Source organism: Kitasatospora purpeofusca, from assembly GCF_042691725.1.
Taxonomy (GTDB): domain Bacteria; phylum Actinomycetota; class Actinomycetes; order Streptomycetales; family Streptomycetaceae; genus Kitasatospora; species Kitasatospora purpeofusca_B.
Window position 1 is genome coordinate 3,192,219 of sequence record NZ_CP170483.1, and the last position, 25,445, is coordinate 3,217,663.

At 73.1% G+C, this 25,445-nt stretch carries 21 protein-coding genes; 7 read left to right on the forward strand and 14 right to left on the reverse strand.

Features of this window, described 5'->3' with window-relative positions:
• Positions 1-76 precede the first annotated feature (76 nt).
• From ACFCLZ_RS13350 to ACFCLZ_RS13360, 3 genes are all read right to left on the reverse strand, one after another.
• Positions 77-877 (reverse strand): TIGR03936 family radical SAM-associated protein, encoded by an 801-nt coding sequence (locus tag ACFCLZ_RS13350; RefSeq protein WP_380285119.1) that lies wholly within the window; start codon positions 875-877, stop codon positions 77-79.
• Positions 878-1,052: 175 nt separating this feature from the next.
• Positions 1,053-1,217 carry a hypothetical protein gene (locus tag ACFCLZ_RS13355; protein ID WP_380285120.1) on the reverse strand — a complete coding sequence of 55 codons (165 nt, stop codon included), beginning with the start codon at positions 1,215-1,217 and terminating at the stop codon, positions 1,053-1,055.
• A 110-nt stretch (positions 1,218-1,327) separates the two neighbouring features.
• Complete coding sequence (locus ACFCLZ_RS13360) at positions 1,328-3,256, reverse strand: TIGR03960 family B12-binding radical SAM protein (protein WP_380285121.1); 1,929 nt, start codon at positions 3,254-3,256, stop codon at positions 1,328-1,330.
• Positions 3,257-3,703: 447 nt separating this feature from the next.
• Between ACFCLZ_RS13360 and ACFCLZ_RS13365 the strand changes: the two genes are divergently transcribed.
• Positions 3,704-4,996, forward strand: coding sequence for a M14 family zinc carboxypeptidase (locus ACFCLZ_RS13365; RefSeq protein ID WP_380285122.1), 1,293 nt, complete (start codon positions 3,704-3,706; stop codon positions 4,994-4,996).
• Positions 4,997-5,037: 41 nt separating this feature from the next.
• Here the strand turns inward: ACFCLZ_RS13365 and ACFCLZ_RS13370 are convergent, their stop codons facing one another.
• On the reverse strand, positions 5,038-6,066 hold the full coding sequence (locus tag ACFCLZ_RS13370; RefSeq protein ID WP_380285123.1) for an SGNH/GDSL hydrolase family protein: 1,029 nt from the start codon (positions 6,064-6,066) through the stop codon (positions 5,038-5,040).
• A gap of 142 nt (positions 6,067-6,208) precedes the next feature.
• Here ACFCLZ_RS13370 and ACFCLZ_RS13375 point away from each other — a divergent pair, with 142 nt between their 5' ends.
• Positions 6,209-6,715: a MarR family winged helix-turn-helix transcriptional regulator gene (locus tag ACFCLZ_RS13375; protein WP_380285124.1), complete on the forward strand. Its 507-nt coding sequence runs from the start codon at positions 6,209-6,211 to the stop codon at positions 6,713-6,715.
• A gap of 47 nt (positions 6,716-6,762) precedes the next feature.
• Entirely contained in the window at positions 6,763-7,416 is a 654-nt protein-coding gene (locus tag ACFCLZ_RS13380) for a nitroreductase family protein (RefSeq protein WP_380285125.1), read from the forward strand.
• Positions 7,417-7,482: 66 nt separating this feature from the next.
• Here the strand turns inward: ACFCLZ_RS13380 and rodA are convergent, their stop codons facing one another.
• From rodA to ACFCLZ_RS13420, 8 genes are all read right to left on the reverse strand, one after another.
• Positions 7,483-8,682 carry a rod shape-determining protein RodA gene (gene rodA, locus ACFCLZ_RS13385; protein WP_380285126.1) on the reverse strand — a complete coding sequence of 400 codons (1,200 nt, stop codon included), beginning with the start codon at positions 8,680-8,682 and terminating at the stop codon, positions 7,483-7,485.
• A complete protein-coding gene (gene mrdA, locus ACFCLZ_RS13390) occupies positions 8,679-10,949 on the reverse strand; it encodes a penicillin-binding protein 2 (RefSeq protein WP_380285127.1) in 2,271 nt (756 codons plus the stop codon). The genes rodA and mrdA overlap by 4 nt, the downstream gene beginning before the upstream one ends.
• Before the next feature lie 58 nt (positions 10,950-11,007).
• Positions 11,008-11,646 (reverse strand): rod shape-determining protein MreD, encoded by a 639-nt coding sequence (gene mreD, locus ACFCLZ_RS13395; protein ID WP_380285128.1) that lies wholly within the window; start codon positions 11,644-11,646, stop codon positions 11,008-11,010.
• A gap of 3 nt (positions 11,647-11,649) precedes the next feature.
• Entirely contained in the window at positions 11,650-12,624 is a 975-nt protein-coding gene (mreC, locus tag ACFCLZ_RS13400) for a rod shape-determining protein MreC (protein WP_380285129.1), read from the reverse strand.
• Positions 12,625-12,750: 126 nt separating this feature from the next.
• Entirely contained in the window at positions 12,751-13,776 is a 1,026-nt protein-coding gene (locus ACFCLZ_RS13405) for a rod shape-determining protein (RefSeq protein WP_355372351.1), read from the reverse strand.
• Positions 13,777-14,098: 322 nt separating this feature from the next.
• Complete coding sequence (gene ndk / locus ACFCLZ_RS13410) at positions 14,099-14,512, reverse strand: nucleoside-diphosphate kinase (protein ID WP_376095972.1); 414 nt, start codon at positions 14,510-14,512, stop codon at positions 14,099-14,101.
• Between the two features lie 124 nt (positions 14,513-14,636).
• On the reverse strand, positions 14,637-14,975 hold the full coding sequence (locus tag ACFCLZ_RS13415) for a DUF4233 domain-containing protein (RefSeq protein ID WP_380285130.1): 339 nt from the start codon (positions 14,973-14,975) through the stop codon (positions 14,637-14,639).
• Positions 14,976-14,977: 2 nt separating this feature from the next.
• Positions 14,978-16,369, reverse strand: coding sequence for a bifunctional folylpolyglutamate synthase/dihydrofolate synthase (locus ACFCLZ_RS13420; RefSeq protein WP_380285131.1), 1,392 nt, complete (start codon positions 16,367-16,369; stop codon positions 14,978-14,980).
• Between the two features lie 174 nt (positions 16,370-16,543).
• Here ACFCLZ_RS13420 and ACFCLZ_RS13425 point away from each other — a divergent pair, with 174 nt between their 5' ends.
• The 3 genes from ACFCLZ_RS13425 to ACFCLZ_RS13435 all read left to right on the forward strand — a co-directional run bounded on the left by ACFCLZ_RS13425 (position 16,544) and on the right by ACFCLZ_RS13435 (position 20,918).
• Entirely contained in the window at positions 16,544-17,977 is a 1,434-nt protein-coding gene (locus ACFCLZ_RS13425) for a glycosyltransferase (RefSeq protein ID WP_380285132.1), read from the forward strand.
• Positions 17,978-18,026: 49 nt separating this feature from the next.
• A complete protein-coding gene (gene wecB / locus ACFCLZ_RS13430; RefSeq protein ID WP_380285133.1) occupies positions 18,027-19,196 on the forward strand; it encodes a non-hydrolyzing UDP-N-acetylglucosamine 2-epimerase in 1,170 nt (389 codons plus the stop codon).
• Between the two features lie 192 nt (positions 19,197-19,388).
• Positions 19,389-20,918 carry a chitinase gene (locus ACFCLZ_RS13435; protein WP_380285134.1) on the forward strand — a complete coding sequence of 510 codons (1,530 nt, stop codon included), beginning with the start codon at positions 19,389-19,391 and terminating at the stop codon, positions 20,916-20,918.
• 33 nt (positions 20,919-20,951) lie between these two features.
• On the opposite strand, the gene ACFCLZ_RS13440 is transcribed toward ACFCLZ_RS13435, so the two are convergent.
• A complete protein-coding gene (locus ACFCLZ_RS13440; protein ID WP_380285135.1) occupies positions 20,952-21,485 on the reverse strand; it encodes a hypothetical protein in 534 nt (177 codons plus the stop codon).
• Between the two features lie 254 nt (positions 21,486-21,739).
• A complete protein-coding gene (locus ACFCLZ_RS13445) occupies positions 21,740-24,379 on the reverse strand; it encodes a valine--tRNA ligase (protein WP_380285136.1) in 2,640 nt (879 codons plus the stop codon).
• Between the two features lie 196 nt (positions 24,380-24,575).
• On the opposite strand from ACFCLZ_RS13445, the gene ACFCLZ_RS13450 reads away from it, so the two are divergent.
• Positions 24,576-25,382 carry a hypothetical protein gene (locus ACFCLZ_RS13450; RefSeq protein WP_380285137.1) on the forward strand — a complete coding sequence of 269 codons (807 nt, stop codon included), beginning with the start codon at positions 24,576-24,578 and terminating at the stop codon, positions 25,380-25,382.
• Positions 25,383-25,445 lie beyond the last annotated feature (63 nt).

Below are 25,445 nucleotides of genomic sequence, written 5' to 3' on the forward strand. Positions count from 1 at the left end.
GCTCGCTCCCCTGGGGAGCAGCGGGGGCCTGGAGGACCAGCGGGCCCAGTGGGGAACTGGACCCGGCCTCCGCCCGCTAGGCGGACGCGGTTGCGCGCGGCTCGCCGGTGGCCACAGGGCCGGCCGGGGCCGCGGCGCGGTCGAGCGCCAGCGGGTCGGTCACCGTGCCGGTCCCCTCGTCGAGCGGCCCCTGCGCCAGCCTGGTCACCTCTGCGGGGACCGGCGGCGCCAGGTCGGCCGTCGCACGGAGACCGGACAACACGTCGTCGGGTCGTACGGCGGGTGTGGCGTGTCGTACTACCAGGCGCAGTATCGCACAGGGACGCCCGGTCCGAACATCGCGGGCCTCTTCGCCCTCCGTGTCCGCACCGCCGTCGACCTGCGGCGCGAGCAGTTCGAGAGCCGCCACCGCGCCGCGCGCGTCGAAGACCCGGACGCCGTTCTTGGTGAGGCGTTCGACCTCGACCCGCTCCTCGGCGAGGAACGCCGCGATCGCGCGGCCCGCCTCCTGCGGCTCGACCCCGTCGAGCCGGACCTGCCATTCGGAGGCCTCCAGGCGCTCCACGAAGTTGGACGTGCGCACCTCGACCGCGTCGATCACGTCGAGGCCCCCGGGCAGCGACTCGTCCAGTTGGACGCGCAGCTCCTCCGGGTCGCGGGCGGCGGCGAGCCCGATCTCCAGGTACTCCGCCTCGCTGGCCACGCCGGTCGGCGCGGCGTTGGCGTAGGACACCTTGGGGTGCGGGGTGAAGCCGGCCGAGTAGGCCATCGGCACCGCCGACCGGCGCAGGGCGCGCTCGAAGGCGCGCTGGAAGTCGCGGTGGCTGGTGAAGCGGAGCCGGCCGCGCTTGGTGTAGCGGAGACGGATCCGCTGCACCGTCGGCGCGGGCGGCGGACCGTCGGGCGTACGGCGTGCCAGGGTCGCTCAGTCCTTCGTCAGGTTGTCCCCGTCCGCAGCGGCGGCGTTTTCCCGCCGCTGTCCGGACGCTGTCTCCTCAAAGGGTACGCGCCCCCGCCCACCCCTCGCCCCGCCCCCATCTCCCGGGCACACGTCACGTGCCCGGACCGACCCCAGGAACTTCACCCGCTGCCCCGCCGGCCTCACTCCTCGTAGCCTGATCGACGACCCTCCACAGCGCCGCGTTCACGGTCTCGGACGCCGTTGACGTACCCAGCAGGTCCGCGGCCAGGGCCAGATCATCATCGTCGAGTTCCATGCGAATCCTCGCCATTCCCCACCTCGGCCCGAGGCTGGCCCGATCGATGAGGCCGGGAACGCGAATTGCCCTCGCCGAGGAACCCGGCGAGGGCAATTCATCTCACCTGACTACTTGTTCACCACGGTGAGCGGGAGCATCTTCTTGCCGGTGGGGCCGATCTGGATGTGGGTGTCCATCTGGGGGCAGACGCCGCAGTCGAAGCACGGGGTCCAGCGGCAGTCGTCCACCTCGACCTCCTCCAGGGCGTCCTGCCAGTCCTCCCAGAGCCAGTCCTTGTCGAGGCCGCTGTCCAGGTGGTCCCAGGGCAGGACCTCCTCGTAGCCGCGCTCGCGGGTGGTGTACCAGTCGACGTCGACGCCGGTGCCGGTCAGGCCCTTCTCGGCGGCGGCCATCCAGCGGTCGTAGGAGAAGTGCTCGCGCCAGCCGTCGAAGCGGCCGCCGTCCTCGTAGACCGCGCGGATGATCGCGCCGACCCGGCGGTCGCCGCGGGAGAGCAGGCCCTCGACGATGCCGGGCTTGCCGTCGTGGTAGCGGTAGCCGATGTTCTTGCCGTACTTGCGGTCGCCGCGGATCGAGTCGCGCAGCTTGGCCAGGCGGGCGTCGGTGGCCTCGGCGGACAGCTGCGGGGCCCACTGGAACGGGGTGTGCGGCTTGGGCACGAAGCCGCCGATGGAGACGGTGCAGCGGATGTCGTTCTGGCCGGTGACCTCGCGGCCCTTCTGGATGACGTTCTTCGCCATCTCGCCGATCTGGAGCACGTCCTCGTCGGTCTCGGTGGGCAGGCCGCACATGAAGTACAGCTTCACCTGGCGCCAGCCGTTGCCGTAGGCGGTGGCGACGGTGCGGATGAGGTCCTCCTCCGACACCATCTTGTTGATCACCTTGCGCATGCGCTCGCTGCCGCCCTCGGGGGCGAAGGTGAGGCCGGAGCGGCGGCCGTTGCGGCTGAGCTCGTTGGCGAGGTCGATGTTGAAGGCGTCGACGCGGGTGGACGGCAGCGACAGGCCGATCTTGTCCTCGGCGTAGCGGTCGGCCAGGCCCTTGGCGACGTCGGCGATCTCGGTGTGGTCCGCGGAGGACAGCGACAGCAGGCCGACCTCCTCGAAGCCGGTCGCCTTGAGCCCGCGCTCGACCATCTCGCCGATGCCGGTGATGCTTCGCTCCCGCACGGGGCGCGTGATCATGCCGGCCTGGCAGAAGCGGCAGCCGCGGGTGCAGCCGCGGAAGATCTCCACGGACATCCGCTCGTGGACGGTCTCGGCGAGCGGGACGAGCGGCTGCTTCGGGTAGGGCCACTCGTCGAGGTCCATCACGGTGTGCTTGGAGACCCGCCACGGCACGCCGGGGGCGTTCGGCACGACGCGCCCGATCCGGCCGTCGGCCAGGTACTCGACGTCGTAGAACTTCGGCACGTACACGCCGCCGGTGCGCGCCAGGCGCAGCAGCAGCTCGTCGCGCCCGCCGGGGCGCCCCTCGGCCTTCCACTGCCGGACGATCTTCGTGATGTCGAGCACGGCCTGCTCGCCGTCGCCGACCACCGCGCAGTCGATGAAGTCCGCGATCGGCTCGGGGTTGAACGCGGCGTGGCCGCCGGCCAGCACGACCGGGTGCTCGTCGGTCCGGTCGCGGGCGTCCAGCGGGATGCCGGCCAGTTCGAGCGCGGCCAGCATGTTGGTGTAGCCGAGCTCGGTGGAGAAGGAGAGCCCGAACACGTCGAAGGCGCGCACCGGCCGGTGGGCGTCCACGGTGAACTGGGGGACGCCGTGCTCGCGCATCAGCGCCTCGAGGTCCGGCCAGACGCTGTAGGTGCGCTCGGCGAGGACGCCCTCCTGCTCGTTGAGCACCTCGTAGAGGATCATGACGCCCTGGTTGGGCAGGCCCACCTCGTAGGCGTCGGGGTACATCAGCGCCCAGCGGACGTCGCAGGCGTCCCAGTCCTTGACGGTCGAGTTCAGCTCGCCGCCGACGTACTGGATCGGCTTCTGGACGTGCGGGAGGAGGGCCTCCAGGCGTGGGAAGACCGATTCGACAGTCATGAGTACTAGGAACCCTTACGACGTTCGGGACCGCCGCGCACTTGGCGGGGGCGACGGCTGGGAGGGGTGACCCTCAAGGGTAGCCGAACCGCCGTGGGTCCCGGCCCGGCCGAGGGCCCGGATCCGCTGCCCCGGGCGGGCCCCGGGCAGCTTCCCGGCAGGCCCCGGGCGGGGGATCCCGGCACGTGAACGCGGCCCCACCGGCGCCCGACCGCGAGCCCACCGCGGCCCCACCGCGGGTGCCCGACGACTGTTGACACGCTCCGACGGCGCGTGCGGTACTGGCAAGGCTCCACCGGAAGGTCCTGTGCGTCCCCGGAACGAGGGAGTTGGCCGCGCGCGCACCGGCCGTGCCGGGAGGGCCCGGCGCGACCCCGCGCCGCGCTCCCGGCCGAGGCCCCCGACCGCGCCGCCCCGCCCCGCCCGCCCCCCGAGGACAGGAGAGCCATGACCGACACGGGCCGGCGGACGCGCCGTACCGAAGCCCCTCGCCACGGCACCGGGACCTATCCGACGGTGGCCCACGCGATCGCCGCGGCCCGCCGGCTGGCCCGCCGCCACCCCGGACGCTGCCGGGTCCGCGAGGTGGGCCGCTCCCGGGCGGGGCGCCCGCTGGTGCTGCTCTCGGTGGACGAGGGCGAGCACACGGTGCTGGCCGTCGGCGGGCCGCACCCCAACGAGCCCGTCGGCCTGGCCGCCGCCGTCCGGCTGGCCGAGCGGGTGCTGGAGCTGCCGCCCCGGGCGGGTGTCGGCTGGCACGTCCTGCTCTGCCTCGACCCGGACGGCGCCGCGCTCAACGAGGGCTGGCTGCACGGACCGCTCACCGCGGCCCGGCACTACGAGCACTTCTTCCGGCCGGCCTTCCACGAGCAGCCGGAGCTGCTGCCGCACCCGGACGGCCCGCTGACCCCGATGCCGGAGAGCCGGGTGCTCACCGGGCTGATCGACGAGCTGCGGCCGGTGCTCCAGTGCTCGCTGCACGGGGTGGACTTCGGCGGGGCGTTCGCGCAGCTCACCCGGCCGCTGCCGGGCCTGGCCGACCGCTTCGCCCGCTCGGTGGCGCGCGGCGGCATCCCGCTGGACGTCGACTCCTACGACGCGGTCGGCTGGAACAGCCCGGCCCCCGGCACCTATGTGATGCCCGCGCCGGGCCGGCGCCGGCAGCCGCTGCCGGACCGCCCGGAGCTGTCCACCTGGTCGTACGCGGGCCGGTACGGCGGCACCACGGCGGTGCTGGAGGTGCCGATGTGGGCGATCGACGCGGTCGGCGACGCACGTCCCGCGCCGGACGTGCGCGCCGCCGTCGGGGCCTGCGCCGACCGGCTGGGCGGCCGGGTCGCGGAGCTGGCCGCCCTGCTTCCGCTGGTGCCGCCGCACGCGGGGGTGGCGTACGGACCGCTGCTGCGCGCCGTCGAGTTCAACCTGGCGGTCTGCCGCCCGGTGGTGGAGGACTGGCTGGCCGACTGGTCCTCCGCGCCGCTGACGGTGTCCCGGGTGACCGCGGCGCGGATCGCGGCCGAGCGGGTGCCGCTGCGGATCGCCTCGATGCTGCTGCGGCTGCTCGCGGACTGCGGCGGCCCGGCGGCGGACGCGGCCCGGGCGCGCGCCCGGGGGATCGCGGCGGCGAGCCTGGAGGGCCTGCACCGGCTGGGCGCCCGCTGGGTGCCGGTGGAGACCCAGGTCGCCCACCAGACCCGGGCGGTGTTCGCCGCCGCCGACCTCCTGCTGCCTCCCGGGTAGCGCCGTCCGAGCGCCGTTTCGGGCGCCGTTCGGGCGCCGTTTCAAGCGGCGAGCAGCGGCAGCAGGAACGGCTCGGCCAGGCCGGCCAGCCGGTGCTCGCCGGCCGGCGTCGGGTGCAGGCCGTCGGCGTACACCCCGTCCGCCTCGGCGAGCGGCAGCACGTCGCGCCCGTCGACCAGGTGCAGCCGCCGGTCGCCGAGCCGCTGGAGCACCCGCACGGCCGCGCCGGTCAGCTCGCGGACGCCCGCCAGGGTCAACCCGGCGGCGTTGACGGCGTGTTCCCGCTCCGCCGACGGCAGGGCGGCGATCACCGCGATCGGTGTGTCCGGGTGCCCGTCGCGGACGGTCTCGACGAAGCCGCACACCGCCGGACCCCAGGTGCGGGCGGTAAAGGCCGACCTGAGGTAGGCGTTGGTGCCGATCTCCAGGGTGATCAGCTCGGCGGGGGTGTCCCGGACGACCCGGGCGACCACCGGGTCCAGGTAGGCCTGCCCGGCGAAGCCGAGGTTGCGCAGCCGCCAGCCGTGCCGGCGCGCGAGCAGCGCGGTCCAGCTCTCGGAGGGCCCGTGCGGGAACATCGCGTGCGTCAGTGAGCTGCCGTAGGCGGTCCAGCGCGGGCCGGTGCGCGCGACCGGCTCGAGCAGCCGGTGGCCGCGCAGCCCGACGGCCGCGAGGCGAGTGCGGGACAGGTGCGGGAGCCAGACCTCGATGTCGGCCAGGACGCCGGGCAGGGCGACGGCCAGGCGCGCGCGGCCGGGTTGCGGCCGCCGCCGGTCGACGAGCACGCCGTCGGCGAGGACGTCCAGGGGCGCGCCGCCCGCCTCCGCCGCCAGGTCCAGCAGCAGCCGGTCCGCGTCGGTGCGCACCGCGAAGCGGGCGCCGGCCGGCATCGCGGCGAGCCGGGCGAGGTCGTCGCTCAGCGCGGTGGCGATCCGTTCCCGCGGCATCCGCAGCGGCAGCACGGTCTCGCCGGCCCGTTCGAAGCCGCAGACGCCGTCCCAGCCGAGCCGTTCGTCCGCCGGATCGAACCACTGCTCCCGCGGCTCCCCCGCCTGCCCGGTCCCGGTCATCGCCCCACCCCAAATCCGTCTGTCGGTCAACAATCTGATCCGCAATCACGTATGCTCACCGAAACGTAGCGACAGAAATCATCTACCGTCAAACAATCTCCGGGGAGCGTTATGCTGGCCGTCCACCACCGAAGGAGCCCCGATGGCCACCGCCCCCAGGCCCGCCCGCCTCGCCTCCCCCAGCCGGGCGGACGACAGCGGCGAGCGGCGGCGCTACTTCGCCGCCCTCACCCTGGACCGCCCGGACGTCGCGCTGTGCCGGGCCACCACCGCGATCGCCCGCTCCATCGACGAGCGGCTCTCCGGCGGACCCCTCACGGTGCCCCAGCACCTGGTGCTCAAGATGCTCGCCGCCGTCGGCAGCTGTTCCCAACAGGAGCTCAGCGAACAGCTGCGGATCGACCGCAGCGTCATGGTCGGCTGCGTCGACGCCCTGGAGGGCGCCGGCCTGGTCCGCCGCGAGCGCCACCCCCGCGACCGCCGCGCCTACGCCGTCACCCTCACCCCGGAGGGCACCGCCGCCCTCGCCGGGGCCGAACGCGCCATGGCCCCGGTCCTGGACCACGCCTTCGCCGCCCTGACCCCTCAGGAGCGCGCGACGCTGGTCCGCCTCACCCGCAAGCTCCTCGACGTCCCGCCGGCCGACTGAGGCGCCCCGCCCCGCGGCCGGCCCACCGAACCCGGAGGCCACCGGCCGTGCCGCAGCTCGATCTGACCGCCGACCAGCTCCTCACCACCACCCGGGCCGTACGCCGGCGCCTCGACCTCACCCGCCCGGTCGACCGGGCGCTGGTCGAGGAGTGCCTGGCCCTCGCCACCCAGGCCCCCACCGGCCGCAACCGCCAGCGCTGGGACTTCGTGGTCGTCACCGACCCCGCCCGGCGCGCCGCCCTCGCCGGCCTCTACCGGCTCGGCCTGACCCACCCCCGCGACCCCGTCGCCCGCACCGGCCTGGACCGCACCACCGAGGACACCGCCCGCCGGCTGCGGCTGGCGGTGAGCGCCCAGCACCTCTTCGACCACCTGCACGAGGTCCCCGTCCTGGTGGTGCCCTGCGTACGGATCGAGGGCCGGCACGAACTGGCCGGCCACGTCGGCCAGGCCAACACCTGGGGCTCGATCCTCCCAGCCGTCTGGCAGTTCATGCTCGCCGCCCGCTCCCGCGGCCTCGGCACCGCCTGGACCACCCCGCACCTGCACTACGAGCGCGAGGCCGCCGAACTGCTCGGCATCCCCTACGAGACGGTCGCCCAGGCCGCGCTCGTCCCGCTCGCCCACACCCTGGGCACCGACTTCCGCCCCGGCCCGCGCGTGGACACCGCGCGGATCACCCACTGGGACACCTGGTAGCCGCCGGACACGCGAAGGGCCGGCCCGGGGAGACCCCCGGACCGGCCCCGCCGCTCGCGGACCCGCTCAGGCCGCTATCGGCCGCTGGCTCTGCACCGCCTGCAGCAGCCCGATCGCCACCCAGGTCGAGAACATCGACGAGCCTCCGTAGGAGACGAACGGCAGCGGGATGCCGGCCACCGGCATGATGCCCAGGCACATCCCTATGTTCTCGAAGCCCTGGAAGGCGAACCAGGCGACCACCCCGGCCGCCACGATGGTGCCGTACAGGTCGGTGGCCTGGCGGGCGATCCGGCAGGCCCTCCACAGCACCACACCGAGCAGCACGATGATCGCCATCGCCCCGAGGAAGCCCAGCTCCTCGCCGGCCACCGTGAACACGAAGTCGGTCTGCTGCTCCGGCACGAACTGCCCGGTGGTCTGCGTCCCGTGGAACAGGCCCTTGCCGGTCAGCCCGCCGGAGCCGATCGCGATCCGGGCCTGCGCGGTGTTGTAGCCGACCCCGGACGGGTCGAGCGCCGGGTTGGCGAAGGCCGCGAAGCGGTCGATCTGGTACTTGCTCAGCACCCCGAGCTTCCAGATCGCCACGCAGCCGCCGACACCGGCCAGGATCAGCCCGAACACCCAGCGGTTGGCCGCGCCGGACGCCAGCAGGATGCCCAGCACGATGACGGCCATCACCATCACCGAGCCGGCGTCCGGCATCAGCATCACTATGGCCATCGGCAGCGTCGCCCAGACCAGCCCGCGGAACACCGCCCTGTTCGCCGGGAACTCCCGCTCCCCCGCGTCCACCTGGTCGGACAGCACGACCGCCATCGACAGCACGATCGCCAGCTTGGCGAACTCGGCCGGCTGCACCGAGAAGCCGCCGCCCAGCTGGATCCAGGAGTGCTGGCCGTTGATGGTCGAGCCGAGCGGGCTCAGCGTGGCCAGCAGCAGCAGGATCACGCCGGCGTACAGGAACGGCACGACCGTCCGGAACCGCCGGCTCCCTATCGCTATCACCACCGCGCACAGCACGGCCCCGATCAGGACGTTGGTCAGGTGCCGGAACAGGAAGTACTGCGGGTCGCCGTGGGTGAGCGTGTCGCGCCCCCGGGTCGCCGACCAGACCAGCAGCGAGCTGCCCAGCGAGAGGACCACCGCGGCCAGCAGCAGTATCCAGTCGATCCGCCACAGCGGGGAGTCCTTGGCCAGCGACTTGGGCACCCCGCCGCGCTGCGGCACGAGCCGCAGCTGGCGGTACGAGCCGTAGGAGGTCATGCCCGGCCCCTTCCGGTGGAACGGGTGGGTTCGACGGCGGCCGGGGCCGCGGCCGCCACCGGCACCGGGGCGGCGCCGCCGGGCTGCGCCGGGTCCAGGAAGACCCGCGGCGAGTCGCCGCTCACCCCGGGGTCGCCGGCCGCCGCGCCGCCGCCGAACGAGGCCGGCTTGATGATCGCGGTGCCGTCCGGGTTGAACTTCGGCAGCTCGGCCTGCGGCGTGGGCAGCAGCGCCTTGCCCTGGTCGACGTTGCCCTTGTCGTCGACGCCGTACAGCGACTGGTAGATCCGCCGGATCGCGTCGCCGGAGCCGCCGGAGCCGGTGCCGCCCTGGCTTATCGTCATCACGACCGCGTAGTCGCGGCTGTAGGTGGTCAGCCACGAGGTGGTCTGCTTGCCCTCGACCTCGGCGGTGCCGGTCTTGGCGTGCAGCTCGATCTTGCCCTGCGGCCAGCCCGCGCCGGTGAACTTCCAGGCGGCGGTGCCGCCGGTGACGACGCCCGCGGTGGCCTGGTCGATGTAGCCGAGCAGCTTCTGGTCGCCGGGCAGCCGGCCGTCCTCGTGCGGGGCGATCTCGCGGACGAGCTCCCCGCTCGGGCTCATCACGGCCTTGGCGATGGTCGGACGGTAGAAGGTGCCGCCGTTGGCGAGCGCCGCGTAGATCCGGGCCATCTGGATCGGGGTGACCAGGGTGTCGCCCTGGCCGATCGCGAAGTTGACGGCGTCACCGGCGCGCATCTGGTAGCCGTCGACGCAGTTCTCCCGGGCGATCTGGTCGGAGAAGCTGTTGCCGCCCTTCTCCGCCTGCTTGCACCAGGCGTCCTTGTTGTTGTCGTAGAAGGACTGCTTCCACTGCCGGTCCGGCACCCGGCCGGTGACCTCGCTCGGCAGGTCGACGCCGGTCTTGGCGCCGAGGCCGAACTCGTGGGCGGTCTTGAAGAACCAGTCGCCCGGGTCCTTCTTCGGCTTGATGCCGCCGTCCTTCATCCACTGGTCGTACGCCAGGCCGTAGAAGACGGTGTCGCAGGACACCTCCAGGGCCCGCTCCAGGGAGATCGCCCCGAAGCTCTCGCTCTCGAAGTTCTTGAACTCGCGCCCGCCGATGGTCATGCTCTTCGGGCAGTCGTAGCGGCCGTCCAGCGAGTAGCCGGCCTGGACGGCAGCGGTGGTGGAGATGACCTTGAACGTCGAACCGGGGGCCGACTGACCCTGTATGGCCCGGTTCAGCAGCGGGAAGTTGGAATCCTTGCTGGTCAGCGCCTGGTAGTCCTTGCCGCTGATGCCGCCCTGCCACAGGTTGGGGTCGTAGGTGGGGGCGCTGGCCATCGCGACGATCCGCCCGGTGTGCACGTCCATCACGACCGCGGCGCCGGAGTCGGCCTCGTAGTTGCGGTTGGTGACCTTGTCGAAGGTCTTGCGGGCGTCGGCCATCGCCTGCGCCAGGTTGTCCTCGACGACCTTCTGCACCCGGGCGTCGATGCTGGTCACCAGGTTGTCGCCGGTCTGCGGGGCGGCCTGGTCGGCGGTGCCGATGACCCGCCCGAGGTTGTCCACCTCCAGCTTGGTGATGCCGGCGGTGCCGCGCAGGTCGCGGTCGTAGACGGACTCCAGCCCGGCGCGGCCGATCTGGTCGGCCGGCAGGTAGCGGTCCAGGCCCGCCTTGTCGGCGGTCTTGGAGACCTCCTCGTCGGTGACCGGCGAGAGGTAGCCGAGCACCTGGGCGAGGTTGGCGCCCTCGACGCCGGTGTAGTGGCGCACGGCGGTCGGCTGGGCGGTGATCCCGGGGAAGTCCTCGCGGCGCTCCATTATCTGCATCGCCTGCTGGGTGGTCGCCTCCTTGGTGACCGGGATCGGCTGGTAGGGCGAGCCGTTCCAGCACGGCTGCGGGGTCTTGGCGTCGCAGAGCCGGACCTTCTCCTGGACGTCCTTGGCGGGCATCCCGAGCACCTCGGCGAGCCGGGTCAGCACCGCCTTGCCGCCGTCCTTCTGCTGGAGCAGCGAGGTGCGGCTGACCGAGACGACCAGCTTGGTCTCGTTGCCGGCGAGGATGCGGCCGGAGGCGTCCAGGATCTCGCCGCGCACGGCCGGTTCGACGACCTCGCGGATGTGGTTGCCGGTCGCCTTGGCGGTGTAGACGCTGGCGTTGCGGATCTGCAGGTACCACAGCCGCCCGCCGAGGGTGGCGAGCAGCGAGAGCACCAGGATCTGCAGCACCACCAGACGGATCGTCACCCGCCGGGTACGGCCGGTCTCGGGGATGTTGCTCACGTCTCGTGCGCTCCAAAACAGAACAAGGGCGGGCGGGCTGGTCGGGGCGGGACGGGGGCTACGGGCGCTTCCCTGCGCCGAGCAGGCGCTTCTTCCGGTAGGACCCGCCGGTCGCGGCGTCGCGGGTGGTGCGGTAGCGGGCCAGGCTGCCGAGCCCGGGGCCGCCCTCGTCGTCCTCGGCGACGGACAGCGGGTCCTTGCCGAAGCGGCGGGCGACCAGCATCACGGCGGGCACCACGAAGGGGGCGAGCAGCAGGTCGTAGAGCAGGGCGGTGAACACCAGCTGGCCGAGCCCGACGTGCCGGGCGGCGGTGTCGCCGACCAGCGCGCCGACCATCGCGTACAGCAGGGTGGAGGCGATCGCGGCGCCCGCCACCACCAGCAGCGCGCCGGCGACCGAGCGCTGCCGGCCGTGCTCGGGGCGCAGCAGCCCGGCGGCGTAGCCCATCAGGCAGAGCACCAGCGCGTAGCGGCCGATGGCGTGGTCGGAGGGCGGGGCGAGGTCGGCGAGCAGGCCGGCCGCGAAGCCGACCAGGCAGCCGCCGGTGGGCCCGTAGACCAGGGCGAGGCCGACAACCACGAGCAGCAGTATGTCGGGGGTGGCCCCGGGCAGTTGCAGCCGGCCGAAGACGCTGACCTGGAGCAGCAGGCCGAGCAGGATCAGCGCGGCGGAGACGGGGATGCGGGCGAGGCGCATGGCTCAGTTCCCCCCAGTGGGCTTGGCGGGCGGGACGGCGGCCGGGGCGGCGGGGACGACGGGGACGGCCGGCCCGGCGGGCGCCGCCGGGGCGGCCTGGCCCTGGGCGGCCGGTGCGGGGGCGGGCGGCAGGACCGCGTCGCGCGGGTCGGTGCGCGGCGGGACGACGACCACGCCGACCAGGTCGAGCCGGGTGAACTGGACGAAGGGCTCGACCAGGATCGTCTTGGTGAGCTGCCCGGGGTTGGCCTCGACCTGGACGACCTTGCCGACCGGGACGCCGGGGACGAACGGGCGGCCGCTCTGCGAGCCGAAGGTGACCAGCCGGTCGCCCTCCTTGACCTGGGCCTTGCCGTTGAGCAGGGAGACCTTCATGGCGCTGGTGCCGCCGCCGGCGGCGAAGCCGATCTCGCCGGTGCCCTCCAGCCGGGTGCCGGCGGTGAAGCCGGGGTCGGAGGCGAGCAGCACGGTGGCGGTGGTCGGGGCGACGGTGGTGATCCGGCCGACCAGGCCCTGGCCGTTGATGACGGTCATGTCGCGGGTGAGGCCGTCGTCGCTGCCGGCGTCGATGGTGATGGTCCAGGAGAAGCCCTGGGCCGGACCGATCGCGATGGTCTGTGCGGCCTTGACGGTGTATCCGCCGGCGCCGGCGGTGCGCAGCAGGTCGTCGAGCTGCTTGGTGCGCCCGCCGGCCATGTCAGAGGAGGCGAGCTTCTGCCGCAGTTCGGTGTTCTCGCGGGCGAGCTGGTCGGTGCGCCCGTTGTGCGAGGCGGCGTCGCGGAAGGCCCGGACGGTGTCGGCGACCGGGTCGACGGCGGTGGCGGCGCCGCGTTCGACCGGGCCGAGGACGGCGGCGGCCGCGCGCCGGGCGCCGCCGAGCGGGGAGCTCTCACCGCCCTTGATGTCCACGGTGATCAGTGCGAAGGCGACGGCCACCAGCAGGATGAGCAGCAGCCGGCTCTCTCGTGTGTCCCTCACGGTGCTGGTACTGCCCCTTCGTACCCCTGGCCGCCGACCCGGGCTGTGGACCCGGGCCAGGGCCCGCCAGTTCGGCTGGTCTGTCGGTTCGGCTGGTCTGTCGGTTCTGCTGGTCTGTCGGTTCTGCTAACGGCGCGGTGCCGCGTCGAGTACCTGCTGGAGCGCCTCGAACTCCTCGACGCACTTGCCGGAGCCGAGTGCGACGGAGTCCAGCGGGTTCTCCGCGATGTGGATCGGCATGCCGGTCTCCCGGCGCAGCCGCTCGTCCATGCCCCGGAGGAGGGCGCCGCCGCCGGTGAGCACGATGCCCCGGTCCATGACGTCGCCGGCGAGCTCGGGCGGGCACTGGTCGAGGGTGGTCTTGACCGCGTCGATGATCGAGTTGACCGGCTCGTCGATGGCCTCGCGGACCTCGGCGGCGGAGATGACGACGGTCTTGGGCAGGCCGCTGACCAGGTCGCGGCCGCGGATCTCGGCGTGCTCGTCCTTCTCGCCCTCCAGGCCGAAGGCGGAGCCGATGCTCATCTTGATCTGTTCGGCGCTGCGCTCGCCGAGGAGCAGCGAGTACTCCTTCTTGATGTGCTGGACGATGGCGTTGTCCAGCTCGTCGCCGGCGACCCGGATGGACTGCGCGGTGACGATGCCGCCGAGCGAGATGACGGCGACCTCGGTGGTGCCGCCGCCGATGTCGACGACCATGTTGCCGGTGGGCTCGTGGACGGGCAGCCCGGCGCCGATGGCCGCGGCCATCGGCTCCTCGATGATGTGCACCTGGCGGCAGCCGGCCTGCAGGGAGGCCTCGATGACGGCGCGCCGCTCGACGCCGGTGATGCCGGAGGGGACGCAGACGACGACCCGGGGGCGGGCGAGGAAGCGGCGGCGGTGCACCTTGAGGATGAAGTAGCGCAGCATCCGCTCGGTGATCTCGAAGTCGGCGATCACGCCGTCCTTGAGCGGGCGGATGGCGACGATGTTGCCGGGGGTGCGGCCGATCATCTTCTTGGCCTCGGAGCCGACGGCGAGGATGCCCCCGGTGTTGGTGTTGACCGCGACCACGGACGGCTCGTTGAGGACGATGCCCTTGCCCCTGACGTACACCAGCGTATTGGCAGTTCCGAGGTCGATCGCCAAGTCGCGGCCGATGAACGACAGGTTGCTCGCCATGGGGTGGGGTGCCTTTCCCGGGCTCGGAGTCTTGTGGGGTTGACGGTGTGCGCGCCCACATGTGGGCGGCGACCAGCTGAGCTGCCTTACCGGGCCCTTGAGTCGCGTCCATCGTAGTCACGCCGGTCGGCACGGACGTCGACGTGGGGCATACCGTCCATTGTCCGGGGCGTGATCGCTTCTCCGGGCATTGGGACGCCGTGTCGGAGGGCCTGGTTCCCTATTTCCCGATAAGAATGCCCCGGCCGGGCCAATAGTCCCGACCGGGGCCTTCCGAAGGTCCCTCTGCTCGTCGCCGCGCCCGGCCGGGTCAGGCGTGGGCGGGGAAGAAGATCTTGATCTCGCGCTCGGCGGACTCGACCGAGTCGGAGGCGTGGATGAGGTTCTCGCGGGTGATCGTCGCGTAGTCGCCGCGGATGGTGCCGGCCCCGGCCTCCAGCGGGTTGGTGGCGCCGGCCAGCATGCGGATGCCGGCGATGGCCTCCTCGCCCTCGACGATCAGGGCGATGGACGGGCCGGAGGTCATGAACTCCAGCAGCGGCTCGTAGAACGGGCGGCCGACGTGCTCCGCGTAGTGCTGCTCCAGCGTCGCCCGGTCGAAGGTGCGCAGCTCGGCGGCGGCGAGCCGCCAGCCGGCCTTGCGCTCGATGCGGCTGATGATCTCGCCGGCCAGGCCGCGCTTGACGGCGTCGGGCTTGAGCAGGACGAGAGTGCGCTGGGACACGGGGCGTCTCCTGGAGGAATGGGATGCGGCGCGCACGCGGATCGCGCGGATCCGCGTGCGCCGTGCGACTACCGCAGAGGCTACCTTGCGTGAGCGAACGCCCCGGACCCGGTCCGGGGCCGCCTCAGGCCGTCGCGGCGGCGGCCCGGGCGGCCTTGATCCCGTCGATCTTGCGGCCGTAGTGCACCGAGCACCACCACAGGCCGGCGAAGACCGCGCCGAGCCCGAACATGGTCGGCACGACGAAGCCGCTGGCGATCAGCGCGAGCTGCAGGGCCCAGCCGACGGCCACCGCGCCGGGGCGGGTGATCATGCCGCAGAGCAGGAGGCACAGCGCCATGGCGATGCCGCTGACGATCCACAGCGCGGCGCTGGACACGTCGGAGAGCTGCATCGCGACCAGGGCCGCGAAGAGCACCACGAAGGCCTCGCCGATCAGCGTCGAGGAGCAGAGCGTCCTCATCGTCACTTCCTCCCGAGCAGCAGGCGGGCCTCGCCCACGGTGATGACCGAACCGGTGACCAGCACCCCGGCGCCGCCGAGGTCGCCCTCCTCCTCGGCCAGGGTGACGGCGGCGGCGATGGCGTCGTCGAGCCGGGGCTCGACCTGGACGCGCTCCTCGCCGAAGATCTCGACCGCGAGCGCGGCCAGCTCGTCCACGTCCATCGCGCGGTGGGTGGAGTTCTGGGTGATGACGACCTCGGCGAGGACCGGCTCGAAGGCCTCCAGCAGGCCCGCCACGTCCTTGTCGCCGCTGGTGCCGATGACGCCGACGAGGCGGGTGAAGCCGAAGGACTCGGTGAGCGCGGCGACGGTGGCCCGGGCGCCGTGCGGGTTGTGGGCGGCGTCCAGGAGGATGGTGGGGCTGCGCCGGACGACCTCCAGCCGGCCCGGGGAGCTGACGCCGGAGAACGCCTGGCGGACCTTGTCGGTGTCGAGCTGCCCGCCGCGGGCGCCGCCGACGCCGAAGAACGCCTCGACGGCGGCCAGCGCGAGGGCCGCGTTCTGCGCCTGGTGCTCGCCGTGCAGCGGCAGGAAGAGGTCCTCGTACTCCTCGCCGCCGAGCCCGCGCAGGGTCACCAGCTGGCCGCCGACCGCGAGTTCGCGGCGGATGACGCCGAACTCCATGCCCTCGCGGGCGACCGTGGCGTCGACCTCGACGGCGTGCCGCAGGATGGTCTGGGCGGCGTCGAGCTGCTGCTGGGCGACGACGGCGACGGCGCCGGACTTGATGATCCCGGACTTCTCGACGGCGATCTCGCCGGTGGTCCCCCCCAGCTTGTCGGTGTGGTCCAGGCCGATCGGGGTGATCACGGCGACGGCGGCGTCGATGACGTTGGTGGCGTCCCAGGAGCCGCCCATGCCGACCTCGACCACGGCGACGTCCACCGGCGCGTCGGCGAAGGCCGCGTAGGCCATGCCGGTGAGCACCTCGAAGAAGGACATCGCGACCGGCTCGCGCTCGTCGACCATCCGCACGTAGGGCTCGATGTCGCGGTAGACCTCGACGAACCGCTCGGGGGTGATCGGGGCGCCGTCCAGGGTGATCCGCTCGGTGACGCTCTCCACGTGCGGGCTGGTGTAGCGGCCGGTGCGCAGCTCGAAGGCGCTGAACAGCTGCTCGATCATCCGGGCGGTGGAGGTCTTGCCGTTGGTGCCGGTGATGTGGATGGAGGGGAAGGACCGCTGGGGCTGGCCCAGGATGTCCATCAGGGCCTCGATCCGGTCGAGCGAGGGCTCCAGCTTGTTCTCCGGCCAGCGCTCGGAGAGTTCCACCTCGACGTCGCGCAGGGCGTCGCCGGTGCCGCCGTCGGCGGGGCGGAGGGTGTACGGGTTCGGGTCGGCCTTGTCGCTCACGACCACAGTCTACGGAGCGGGGCCCGGCCTTCCTCACGGGGTGAGAACCACCACTTTGCCCAGGTTGGTCAGTTTCCTCTGTTTACTATCGATTTAGCGACATCAAACCGCGATGAAGCATTGATTCGCATCCCAAGGAGATAAATCACCTTCGATCATGAGGAGCGCCACGCCATGCCCGACGCCCTGCGCCAGTTCGTGGAGACACGCAGCGAGGGCTTCCTCCAGCTCGGCGGGCTGATCTCGCTGGCCCTGGTCTGCTACATGGTCCTGGTCTTCGGCCGCTTCCTGGTCTACTGGGCCGGCTCCCGGCACGCCTTCCGGCACAGCGGCCCGGCCGCGCCCGGCGACCCCGCCGCCTTCCAGTGGCACCTGATGATCCCCTGCCGGGACGAGGAGGCGGTGGTCACCCAGACCCTCGCGGGCCTGCGCACCGCCGCCCCCGCCGCCCACCTGTGGGTGATCGACGACGACAGCGACGACGCCACCCGCGCGCTGGTGCTCGCCGCCGCCGGGCGCGACGCGCGCGTCCACCTGGTGCAGCGCCGCCGCCCGCACGCCCGGATCGGCAAGGGCGCCGCCCTCAACGCCGCCTACCGGGAGATCTCCGCCTGGCTGCCGCCCGGCACCGACCGCTCCCGGGTCGTCCTCGGCGTGGTCGACGCCGACGGGCAGCTCGACCCCGGCACCCTCGAACAGGTCTGCAACGACCGCGCGATGGGCCGCCCCGACACCGGCGCCGTGCAGATCGGCGTGCGGATGCGCAACGCCGAGGACGAGCGGCCGCTGCCCGGCCGCGGCCGCGCCGCCAACGCCATGGCCCGCGCCCTGGTCCGGATGCAGGACGTCGAGTTCCAGGCCAACAACGCCGGCATGCAGCTGCTGCGCCGCCGTACCGGCAGCGTCGGCCTCGGCGGCAACGGCCAGTTCGTGCGGCTCACCGCCCTGGACTCGCTCACCGCCGAGGAGGGCCGCGACGGCCGCCCCTGGCCCGAGCGCGCCCTGCTGGAGGACTACGAGTCCGGCCTGGAGCTGCGGCTGGCCGGCTGGCGGCTCACCCACGTCACCGAGGCCGACGTCTCCCAGGAGGCCCTGGTCTCCTGGCGGCGCTTCCTCACCCAGCGCACCCGCTGGGCCCAGGGCAACATGCAGTGCCTGCGCTTCACCGGCCGGGTGCTGCGCTCGCGGCACTACCGGCCCGCCGGCAAGGCCGAGGTGCTCTACACCTTCCTCCAGCCGGTGGTCTGCGTGCTGCTGGTCGTCCTCACCCCGCTGTCGCTCGCGATCACCGGGGCCGGGCTCGCGCTCTTCCCCGAGGAGACCGCCGACTTCCAGCTGCGGTACGGACCGTGGATGGTGCTCGCCTTCGTGCTCGCCACCCTGCCGATGGTCTTCTGGGGCCCGGCCTACCGCCGGCTCGTCCACCCCGAGCGGCGCCGGGTCACCGGCCTGCTCTGGGGCGTCCTGGTCTGGCTCTACGCCTACCACCTGTTCGTGGTCGCCACCCGGGCCGCCGTCCGCCTGCTGCTCGGCCGCAACGGCTGGGCCAAGACCCGCCGCAACGCCGAGAAGGTCGCCCTCGGCGCCCCCACCGCGCTCGAATCCTGAGCCGCCCGCCGACCGACCCGCCGCACCCCGACCCCGGAGCCGTCCCGCCATGACCGCGTGCCCGACCCCGAAGCCCGCCCCCCGCCGCCCGCTCGCCCCCGGCAGCGTCGCCGTCGTCCTCGGCACCCGCCCCGAGCTGGTCAAGCTCGCCCCGCTGATCCACGAGCTCGGCCCCGCCACCCGCCTGGTCCACACCGGCCAGCACTGGGACGAGGCGATGTCCGGCCGCTTCCTGCGCGACCTCGGCCTGCCCCGCCCCGAACTGCTCACCGGCGTCGGCGGCCGCCCGCGGGCCGGCCAGATCGCCCGCTCGCTCGGCCAGCTCGACGCCGCCTTCGCCGAGGACCGCCCGGCCGCCGTCGTCGTCCAGGGCGACACCAACGCCACCCTGGCCGGCGCGCTCGCCGCCAACGCCCGGGACATCCCGCTGGTGCACGTCGAGGCCGGGCTGCGCAGCTTCGACCGGGCGATGCCCGAGGAGCACAACCGGGTGATGGTCGACCACATCGCCGACCTGCTGTGCGCGGCCACCCCCGGCAACGCCGCCAACCTGCGCGCCGAGTCCCTCGCCGAGGAGCGGATCGCGCTCACCGGCAACACCGTCGTCGAGGTGGTCCGCGGCTCGCTGCCGCACGCCGCGGCGCGGGCCCACCTGCTCGACCGGCACGGGCTCACCGCGGACGGCTACGTGCTGGCCACCGTGCACCGGCCGGAGAACACCGACACCGCCGAGGCGCTCGGCGCCGTCCTCGCCGAACTCGACCGCATCGCCCGGGCCGGCACCCCGGTGCTGTTCCCGATGCACCCGCGCACCCGGGCCGCCGTCGAGCGGTTCGGCCTGGACGGCCTGCTGGAGCGGCTCGCGGTGACCGGGCCGGTCGGCTACGCCGACTTCCTGGGCCTGGCCCGGCACGCCGCGCTGCTGGTCTCCGACTCCGGCGGGGTGCAGGAGGAGTGCACCGTGCTCGGCCGGCCGCTGCTGGTCGTGCGCCGCTCCACCGAGCGGCCCGAGGCCGTCGAGGCCGGGTTCGCCGCGCTGGTGGCGCCCGGCGCCGAACTCGGCGCGCACGCCCGGACCTGGCTGGCCGACACCCCCGAGCGGCTCGCCCGGCTCGCGGCCGCCCCGAGCCCCTACGGCGACGGCCTGGCCTCCGCCCGGATCGCCGCCCTGACCGCACGGCTGGTCGAGGAGCCCGCCGCACCGCTCCTGGCCGCCTGAACCGCACCCGCCGCCGGGCCCCCTCGCCCGGGGCCCTCTTGACAGCGGAATTGGTCTACTCCACCTTGTGAAGGCAAGTCTCCTCCCCCGACAGGGACTTGCGTTGTCGGTAGCTCCCGCACGCGTACCCATCGACATCCGGACGGCTCTCCCCCACAGGAGCCGCCCGCCTCCCCCACAGGAGATGGAGCCATGCCACCTGCCCGACAGCGGCGCCCGCGCGCCGTCCACTCGATGCTCGCCGGCGCCAGCGCCGTCGCCATCGGCCTGAGCGGTCTCGTCCTCGCCGGCGGCACCGGCGCCCACGCCGCCGCCGACGTCGAACTGATCACCAACGGCGGTTTCGAGGACGCCAACCGCCTCGGCGGCTGGACCTGTACGGCCGGCGCCCCGGAGACCGGCACGGTGCACTCCGGCACCGGCGCGCTGCGCTCCACCCCGGCCGGCGCCGACACCGGCGAGTGCACCCAGACCGTCGCGGTCAAGCCGTCCTCGACCTACACCCTGAGCAGCTGGGTCCAGGGCTCGTACGTCTACCTCGGCGCCCGCGGCACCGGCGGCACCGACCCGAGCACCTGGACGCCCGGCGCCAGCGCCTGGTCCAAGCTCAGCACCACCTTCACCACCGGCGCCGGCACCACCAGCGTCACCGTCTACCTGCACGGCTGGTACGGGCAGCCGGCCTTCCTGGCCGACGACGTGTCGCTGCTCGGCCCGGGCGACCCCAAGCCCTCCCCCACCGCGACCACCCCGACGCCGACCGACCCCGGCAGCCCCACGCCCACCGACACCACCACGCCCTCCCCCACCGCCACCACGCCCCGGCCTCCGTCCAAGCACCTGCTGACCGGCTACTGGCAGAACTTCGACAACGGCGCCACCCTGCAGCGGATCAGCGACGTCCCGGCCGCGTACGACATCATCGCGGTCTCCTTCGCCGACGCCACCAGCACGCCCGGGGGCCTGAGCTTCACCCTGGACCCGACGCTCTCCTCCCGGCTCGGCGGCTACACCGAGGCCCAGTTCAAGGCCGACATCGCGGCCAGGAAGGCGGCCGGCAAGAAGGTGGTCCTCTCGGTCGGCGGCGAGAAGGGCACCGTCTCCGTCAACAGCTCCACCTCGGCCGCCAACTTCGCCAACACCGCCTGGTCCCTGATGCAGACCTACGGCTTCGACGGCGTGGACATCGACCTGGAGAACGGCATCAACTCCACCTACATGGGCCAGGCCCTGCACACGCTGGCCGCCAGGGCCGGCTCCGGCTTCACGCTCACCATGGCGCCGCAGACCATCGACATGCAGTCCACCGGCATGGAGTACTTCAAGCTGGCGCTGAACGTGAAGGACATCCTCACCATCGTCAACACGCAGTACTACAACTCCGGCGCCATGCTGGGCTGCGACGGCCAGGTCTACTCCCAGGGGACCGTCAACTTCCTCACGGGGCTCGCCTGCATCCAGCTCAAGGGCGGGCTGCGGCCCGACCAGGTGGGCCTCGGCGTCCCGGCCTCCACCAGCGCGGCCGGCGGCGGCTACGTCGCGCCGAGCGTGGTCAACAACGCGCTGGACTGCCTGGCCGCCGGCACCAACTGCGGCAGCTTCAAGCCCGACACCAAGTGGCCCGGGATCGGCGGGGCGATGACCTGGTCGACCAACTGGGACGCCAAGGCGGGCGGCGGCATCGCCTCCACCGTCGGCTCGCACCTGCACGCGATGCCGTAACCGGCGCGCGCGGTGCCGCGGGCCCGGGCGGGGTCAGACCCCCGCCCGGGCCTCCGGCACCGCCGCGGGCGCGCCGCCGTGCCGGCGGCGCAGCTCGGCGGTGATCTCGGCGAGCTCGCCCTCCGGCAGCAGCGGCAGCATCATCGCCACCCCCTGGAGCAGGCCGCCGAGCAGGAAGGTGGTGTCGGGGGTGGCCGCGACCAGGCCGCGGACCTCGGCCACCGAGCCCTCCGCGACCGCCTCGATCAGCCGGGCCGCGTCCACGCCCTCCTCGTCGACGTGGACCGCGCCGGTGTCGCGCGGGGCCCGCCGGGCCAGCGCCCGCAGCACCCGGTCGCCGACCTCGGGGGCGTAGGCCTTGCGGACCGCCTCGGCGGCGATCCAGGCGAGCAGCGTGGTCACCTCGCGCTCGACGTGCTCCTCGAGCAGCCGGTCCAGCGCGTGGTCGAACGCGAGCTGGTTTCCGTGCCGGAAGGCGAGCAGCAGGGTCGCCGCCCGCCCCTTGGCCTCCTCGACCGCCTCGGCAGGCAGTTCGTCGACCAGTTCCTCGGTCACCATCACGCCCATGCCCTCCCGTCGCTCCTCGCTGTCCGGAACTCGAAGCACACCGTACACAGTCGACCTGGAAACTTACGCGAGCGCGCGCGGGCAAGACCGGAATGAATTCGGGCGGAATAGGTCCTCACCCGGTCCGGGATGAATATTCGCCGGAAGGGAGCAACGGATTGGGCTATTGGGGCCGCCCGATTTTCCGACCTCCGGAAAAACGGAGGAGCCGCACCCCGCGTGGCGGGGTGCGGCTCCGGGCAACCGTCGGCGCGTCAGCCCTGCGGCAGCGCCGCGAGCTGGGCGGTGATCCGGGCGATGTCGGCCTCGGCGGCCCCCTGGCGGCCCCGGATCTTGGCGACCACGTCGTCCGGCGCCTTGGCCAGGAAGGCCTCGTTGCCGAGCTTGGCGCCGCACTGCGCCTTCTCCTTCTCGGCCGCCGCGAGGTCCTTGGCCAGACGCTTGCGCTCCGCCGCGACATCGATCGTGCCGGACAGGTCCAGCGCCACGGTGGCACCGGCGACCGGCAGCGAGGCGGTGGCCGCGAAGCCCTCCTCCGGCACGGTCAGCCGCAGCAGCGAGCGGATCGCGTCCTCGTGGACGGCGAGCACGGTGCCCGCCAGCTCCAGGCGCGCCGGGACCTTCTGGGCCGGCTGCAGGCCCTGGTCCGAGCGGAACCGGCGGACCTCGGTGACCACCTGCTGCACCGTGGCGACCTCGGCCTCGGCGCCCGCGTCCCGCAAGCCGCTGTCCTTCGGCCAGGCGGCGACCACCACCGACTCGGCCCCGGTCAGCGTCGTCCACAGCGCCTCGGTGACGAACGGCACCACCGGGTGGAGCAGCCGCAGGGTGACGTCCAGGACCTCGCCCAGCACCCGGCGGGAGGCCTCGGCCGGCGCGCCGCCCTTGGCCAGGGTGGTCTTGGAGAGCTCGACGTACCAGTCGAACACCTCGTCCCACGCGAAGTGGTAGAGCGCGTCCGCGGCCTTGGCGAACTCGTAGTCGTCGTACAGCGCGTCGACCTCGGCCACGGTCGCGTTCAGCCGCGACAGGATCCAGCGGTCCACCGCGGTCAGCTGCTCCGGGGCGGGCAGCGGACCCTCGACGGTCGCGCCGTTCATCAGCGCGAAGCGGGTCGCGTTCCAGATCTTGTTGCAGAAGTTCCGCGAGCCCTTGACCCAGTCCTCGCCGATCGGCACGTCGGCCCCCGGGTTGGCGCCGCGGGCCAGGGTGAAGCGGACGGCGTCGGCGCCGTAGGCGTCCATCCAGTCCAGCGGGTCCACGGCGGTGCCCGAGGACTTCGACATCTTCTTGCCGAACTCGTCACGGACCAGGCCGGTCAGGGCGACCGTCTTGAACGGCGCCTGGCCGTCCATCGCGTACAGGCCGAACATCATCATCCGGGCGACCCAGAAGAAGATGATGTCGTGGCCGGTGACCAGGACGTCGGTCGGGTAGAACTTCTCCAGGTCCGGGGTCTTCTCCGGCCAGCCCAGCGTGGAGAACGGCCACAGGCCGGAGGAGAACCAGGTGTCCAGGACGTCCGGGTCCTGGTGCCAGCCCTCGCCCGTCGGCGGCTGCTCGTCCGGTCCGACGCAGACGACCTCGCCCTCGGGGCCGTACCAGACCGGGATCCGGTGGCCCCACCACAGCTGGCGCGAGATGCACCAGTCGTACATGTTGTCGACCCAGTCGAAGTAGCGGCGCTCCAGCTCCTTCGGGTGGATCTCCACCTTGCCGTCGCGGACCGCGGCGCCGGCCGCCTCGGCCAGCGGCTCGACCTTGACCCACCACTGCAGCGACAGCCGCGGCTCGACCACCGTGTGGCAGCGCGAGCAGTGGCCGACGGCGTGCATGTACGGGCGCTTCTCGGCGACGATCCGGCCCTGCTCGCGCAGCGCGCCGACGACGGCCGAGCGGGCCTCCAGCCGGTCCAGGCCGAGGAACGGGCCGTGCACGGTGATCGCGCCGCGCTCGTCCATGATGCTCAGGTTCGGCAGGTCGTGGCGCTGGCCGATGGCGAAGTCGTTGGGGTCGTGCGCCGGGGTCACCTTGACGGCGCCGGTGCCGAACTCCGGGTCGACGTGCTCGTCCGCGACCACCGGGATCTCACGGTCGGTCAGCGGCAGCTTGACGGTCCGGCCGACCAGGTGCCGGTAGCGCTCGTCGTCCGGGTGGACGGCCACCGCGGTGTCGCCCAGCATCGTCTCGGCCCGGGTGGTGGCGACGACGAGCGAGTCCTCGCCGTCCCCGTAGCGGATCGAGACCAGCTCGCCCGGGACCTCCTCGTGCTCCACCTCGATGTCGGACAGCGCGGTGAGGCAGCGCGGGCACCAGTTGATGATGCGCTCGGCGCGGTAGATCAGGCCGTCGTCGAAGAGCCGCTTGAAGATGGTCTGGACGGCCTGCGACAGGCCCTCGTCCATGGTGAAGCGCTCGCGCGACCAGTCGACGCCGTCGCCGAGGCGGCGCATCTGGCCGAGGATCTTCCCGCCGTAGTTCTCCTTCCACTCCCAGACCTTCTCGACGAAGGCCTCGCGGCCCAGGTCGTGGCGGGAGAGGCCGGACTCGGCGAGCTGCTGCTCGACCTTGTTCTGGGTGGCGATGCCCGCGTGGTCCATCCCGGGCAGCCAGAGTGCCTCGAAGCCCTGCATGCGCTTGCGGCGGGTCAGCGCGTCCATCAGCGTGTGCTGGAACGCGTGGCCCAGGTGCAGCGCACCGGTGACGTTCGGCGGGGGGATGACGATCGTGTACGGCGGCTTGTCGCTCGTGGCGTCGGCGGTGAAGTAACCGCGCTCTACCCAGCGCTCGTACAGCTCGCCCTCTACGTCCGCCGGAGCGAAGGTCGTCGGGAGGGTGGCTGCTTCGTCCCCGGCGTGCGTGCTCACGGGGCGCTGGTTCGTGGTGTCGGTCACGACGGACAGTTTACGTAACCCGGGAACCGGGACACGAACCGCTTTCACCCCCCGGACAGCGGGACGTGCGGCCGCGTCCCGCCCGCGCCCCCGCGGCGGTATTCCCCGACCGGGTGACGGACCGGTGCGATAGCGTGCCGGACATTCGTCCGAGCCTTCGCACAAGCCCGGCACCACCGTCCCAGGAAGGGCCTCCGTGACCGAGCAGAACCCCTACGGCACCCCGCCGCCGCCCGGCGGGCAGCCCTACGGCGGGCAGCCGTACGGCGGCCCGCCCTACCCCGGCCCGCCCGCGCCGCCGCCGGGCCCGCCGCCCTACGGCGCCGTCCCCCCGCAGCCCGGCCCGCCGGGCCAGCCCCTGCCGCCCGGCTACGCCCCGTACGGCGCGTTCCCCGCCGCCCCGCCGCCGCGCCGCTCCCGGCGCACCCTCGGCATCCTGATCGGCGTGTTCGTGCTCGTGCTGGCCCTCATCGGCGGCGCGGTCGCGTACTTCGTCTTCGACGTCACCTCCAACGCCGGCACCGAGAAGATCGTCCTGCCGGCCTCGTTCAACGGCCTCACCAAGGACGAGAACAACGAGGTCGCGCGGCAGATGGAGGAGGCCATCACCTCCGAGCTCGGCAAGGGCGACGGCTCCTGGCACCCGACCGGCGTCAGCGCCGTCTACCAGGACTCCGCCGGGGAGCCGAAGCTCGTGGTGCTCGGCGGCTACGGCAAGGTGCTCGCCCCGAAGACCGAGCTCAACGCCATGTTCAAGGGCCTGCAGTCGGACGGCACCACGGTCAGCGACCGGCACCCGGTCGACCCGGGCCCCAAGGGCGGCAGCATGGACTGCGGCGTGGCCACCCAGGACGGCACCGACCTGGGCGTCTGCGCCTGGGCCGACTCCAGCAGCCTGGTCCTGACGATGGCCCCGCCGGCCGAGGGCCGCGGCCGCCCCGACCTCGACAAGCTCGCCGCGGACACCCGCGCCCTGCGCGCCGTCTCCGAGATCCCGAAGTAGCCGCACGCACGAGGGCCCCGGCACCGCCCGTCGGAGGCGGTACCGGGGCCCTCGTCGTGCCCG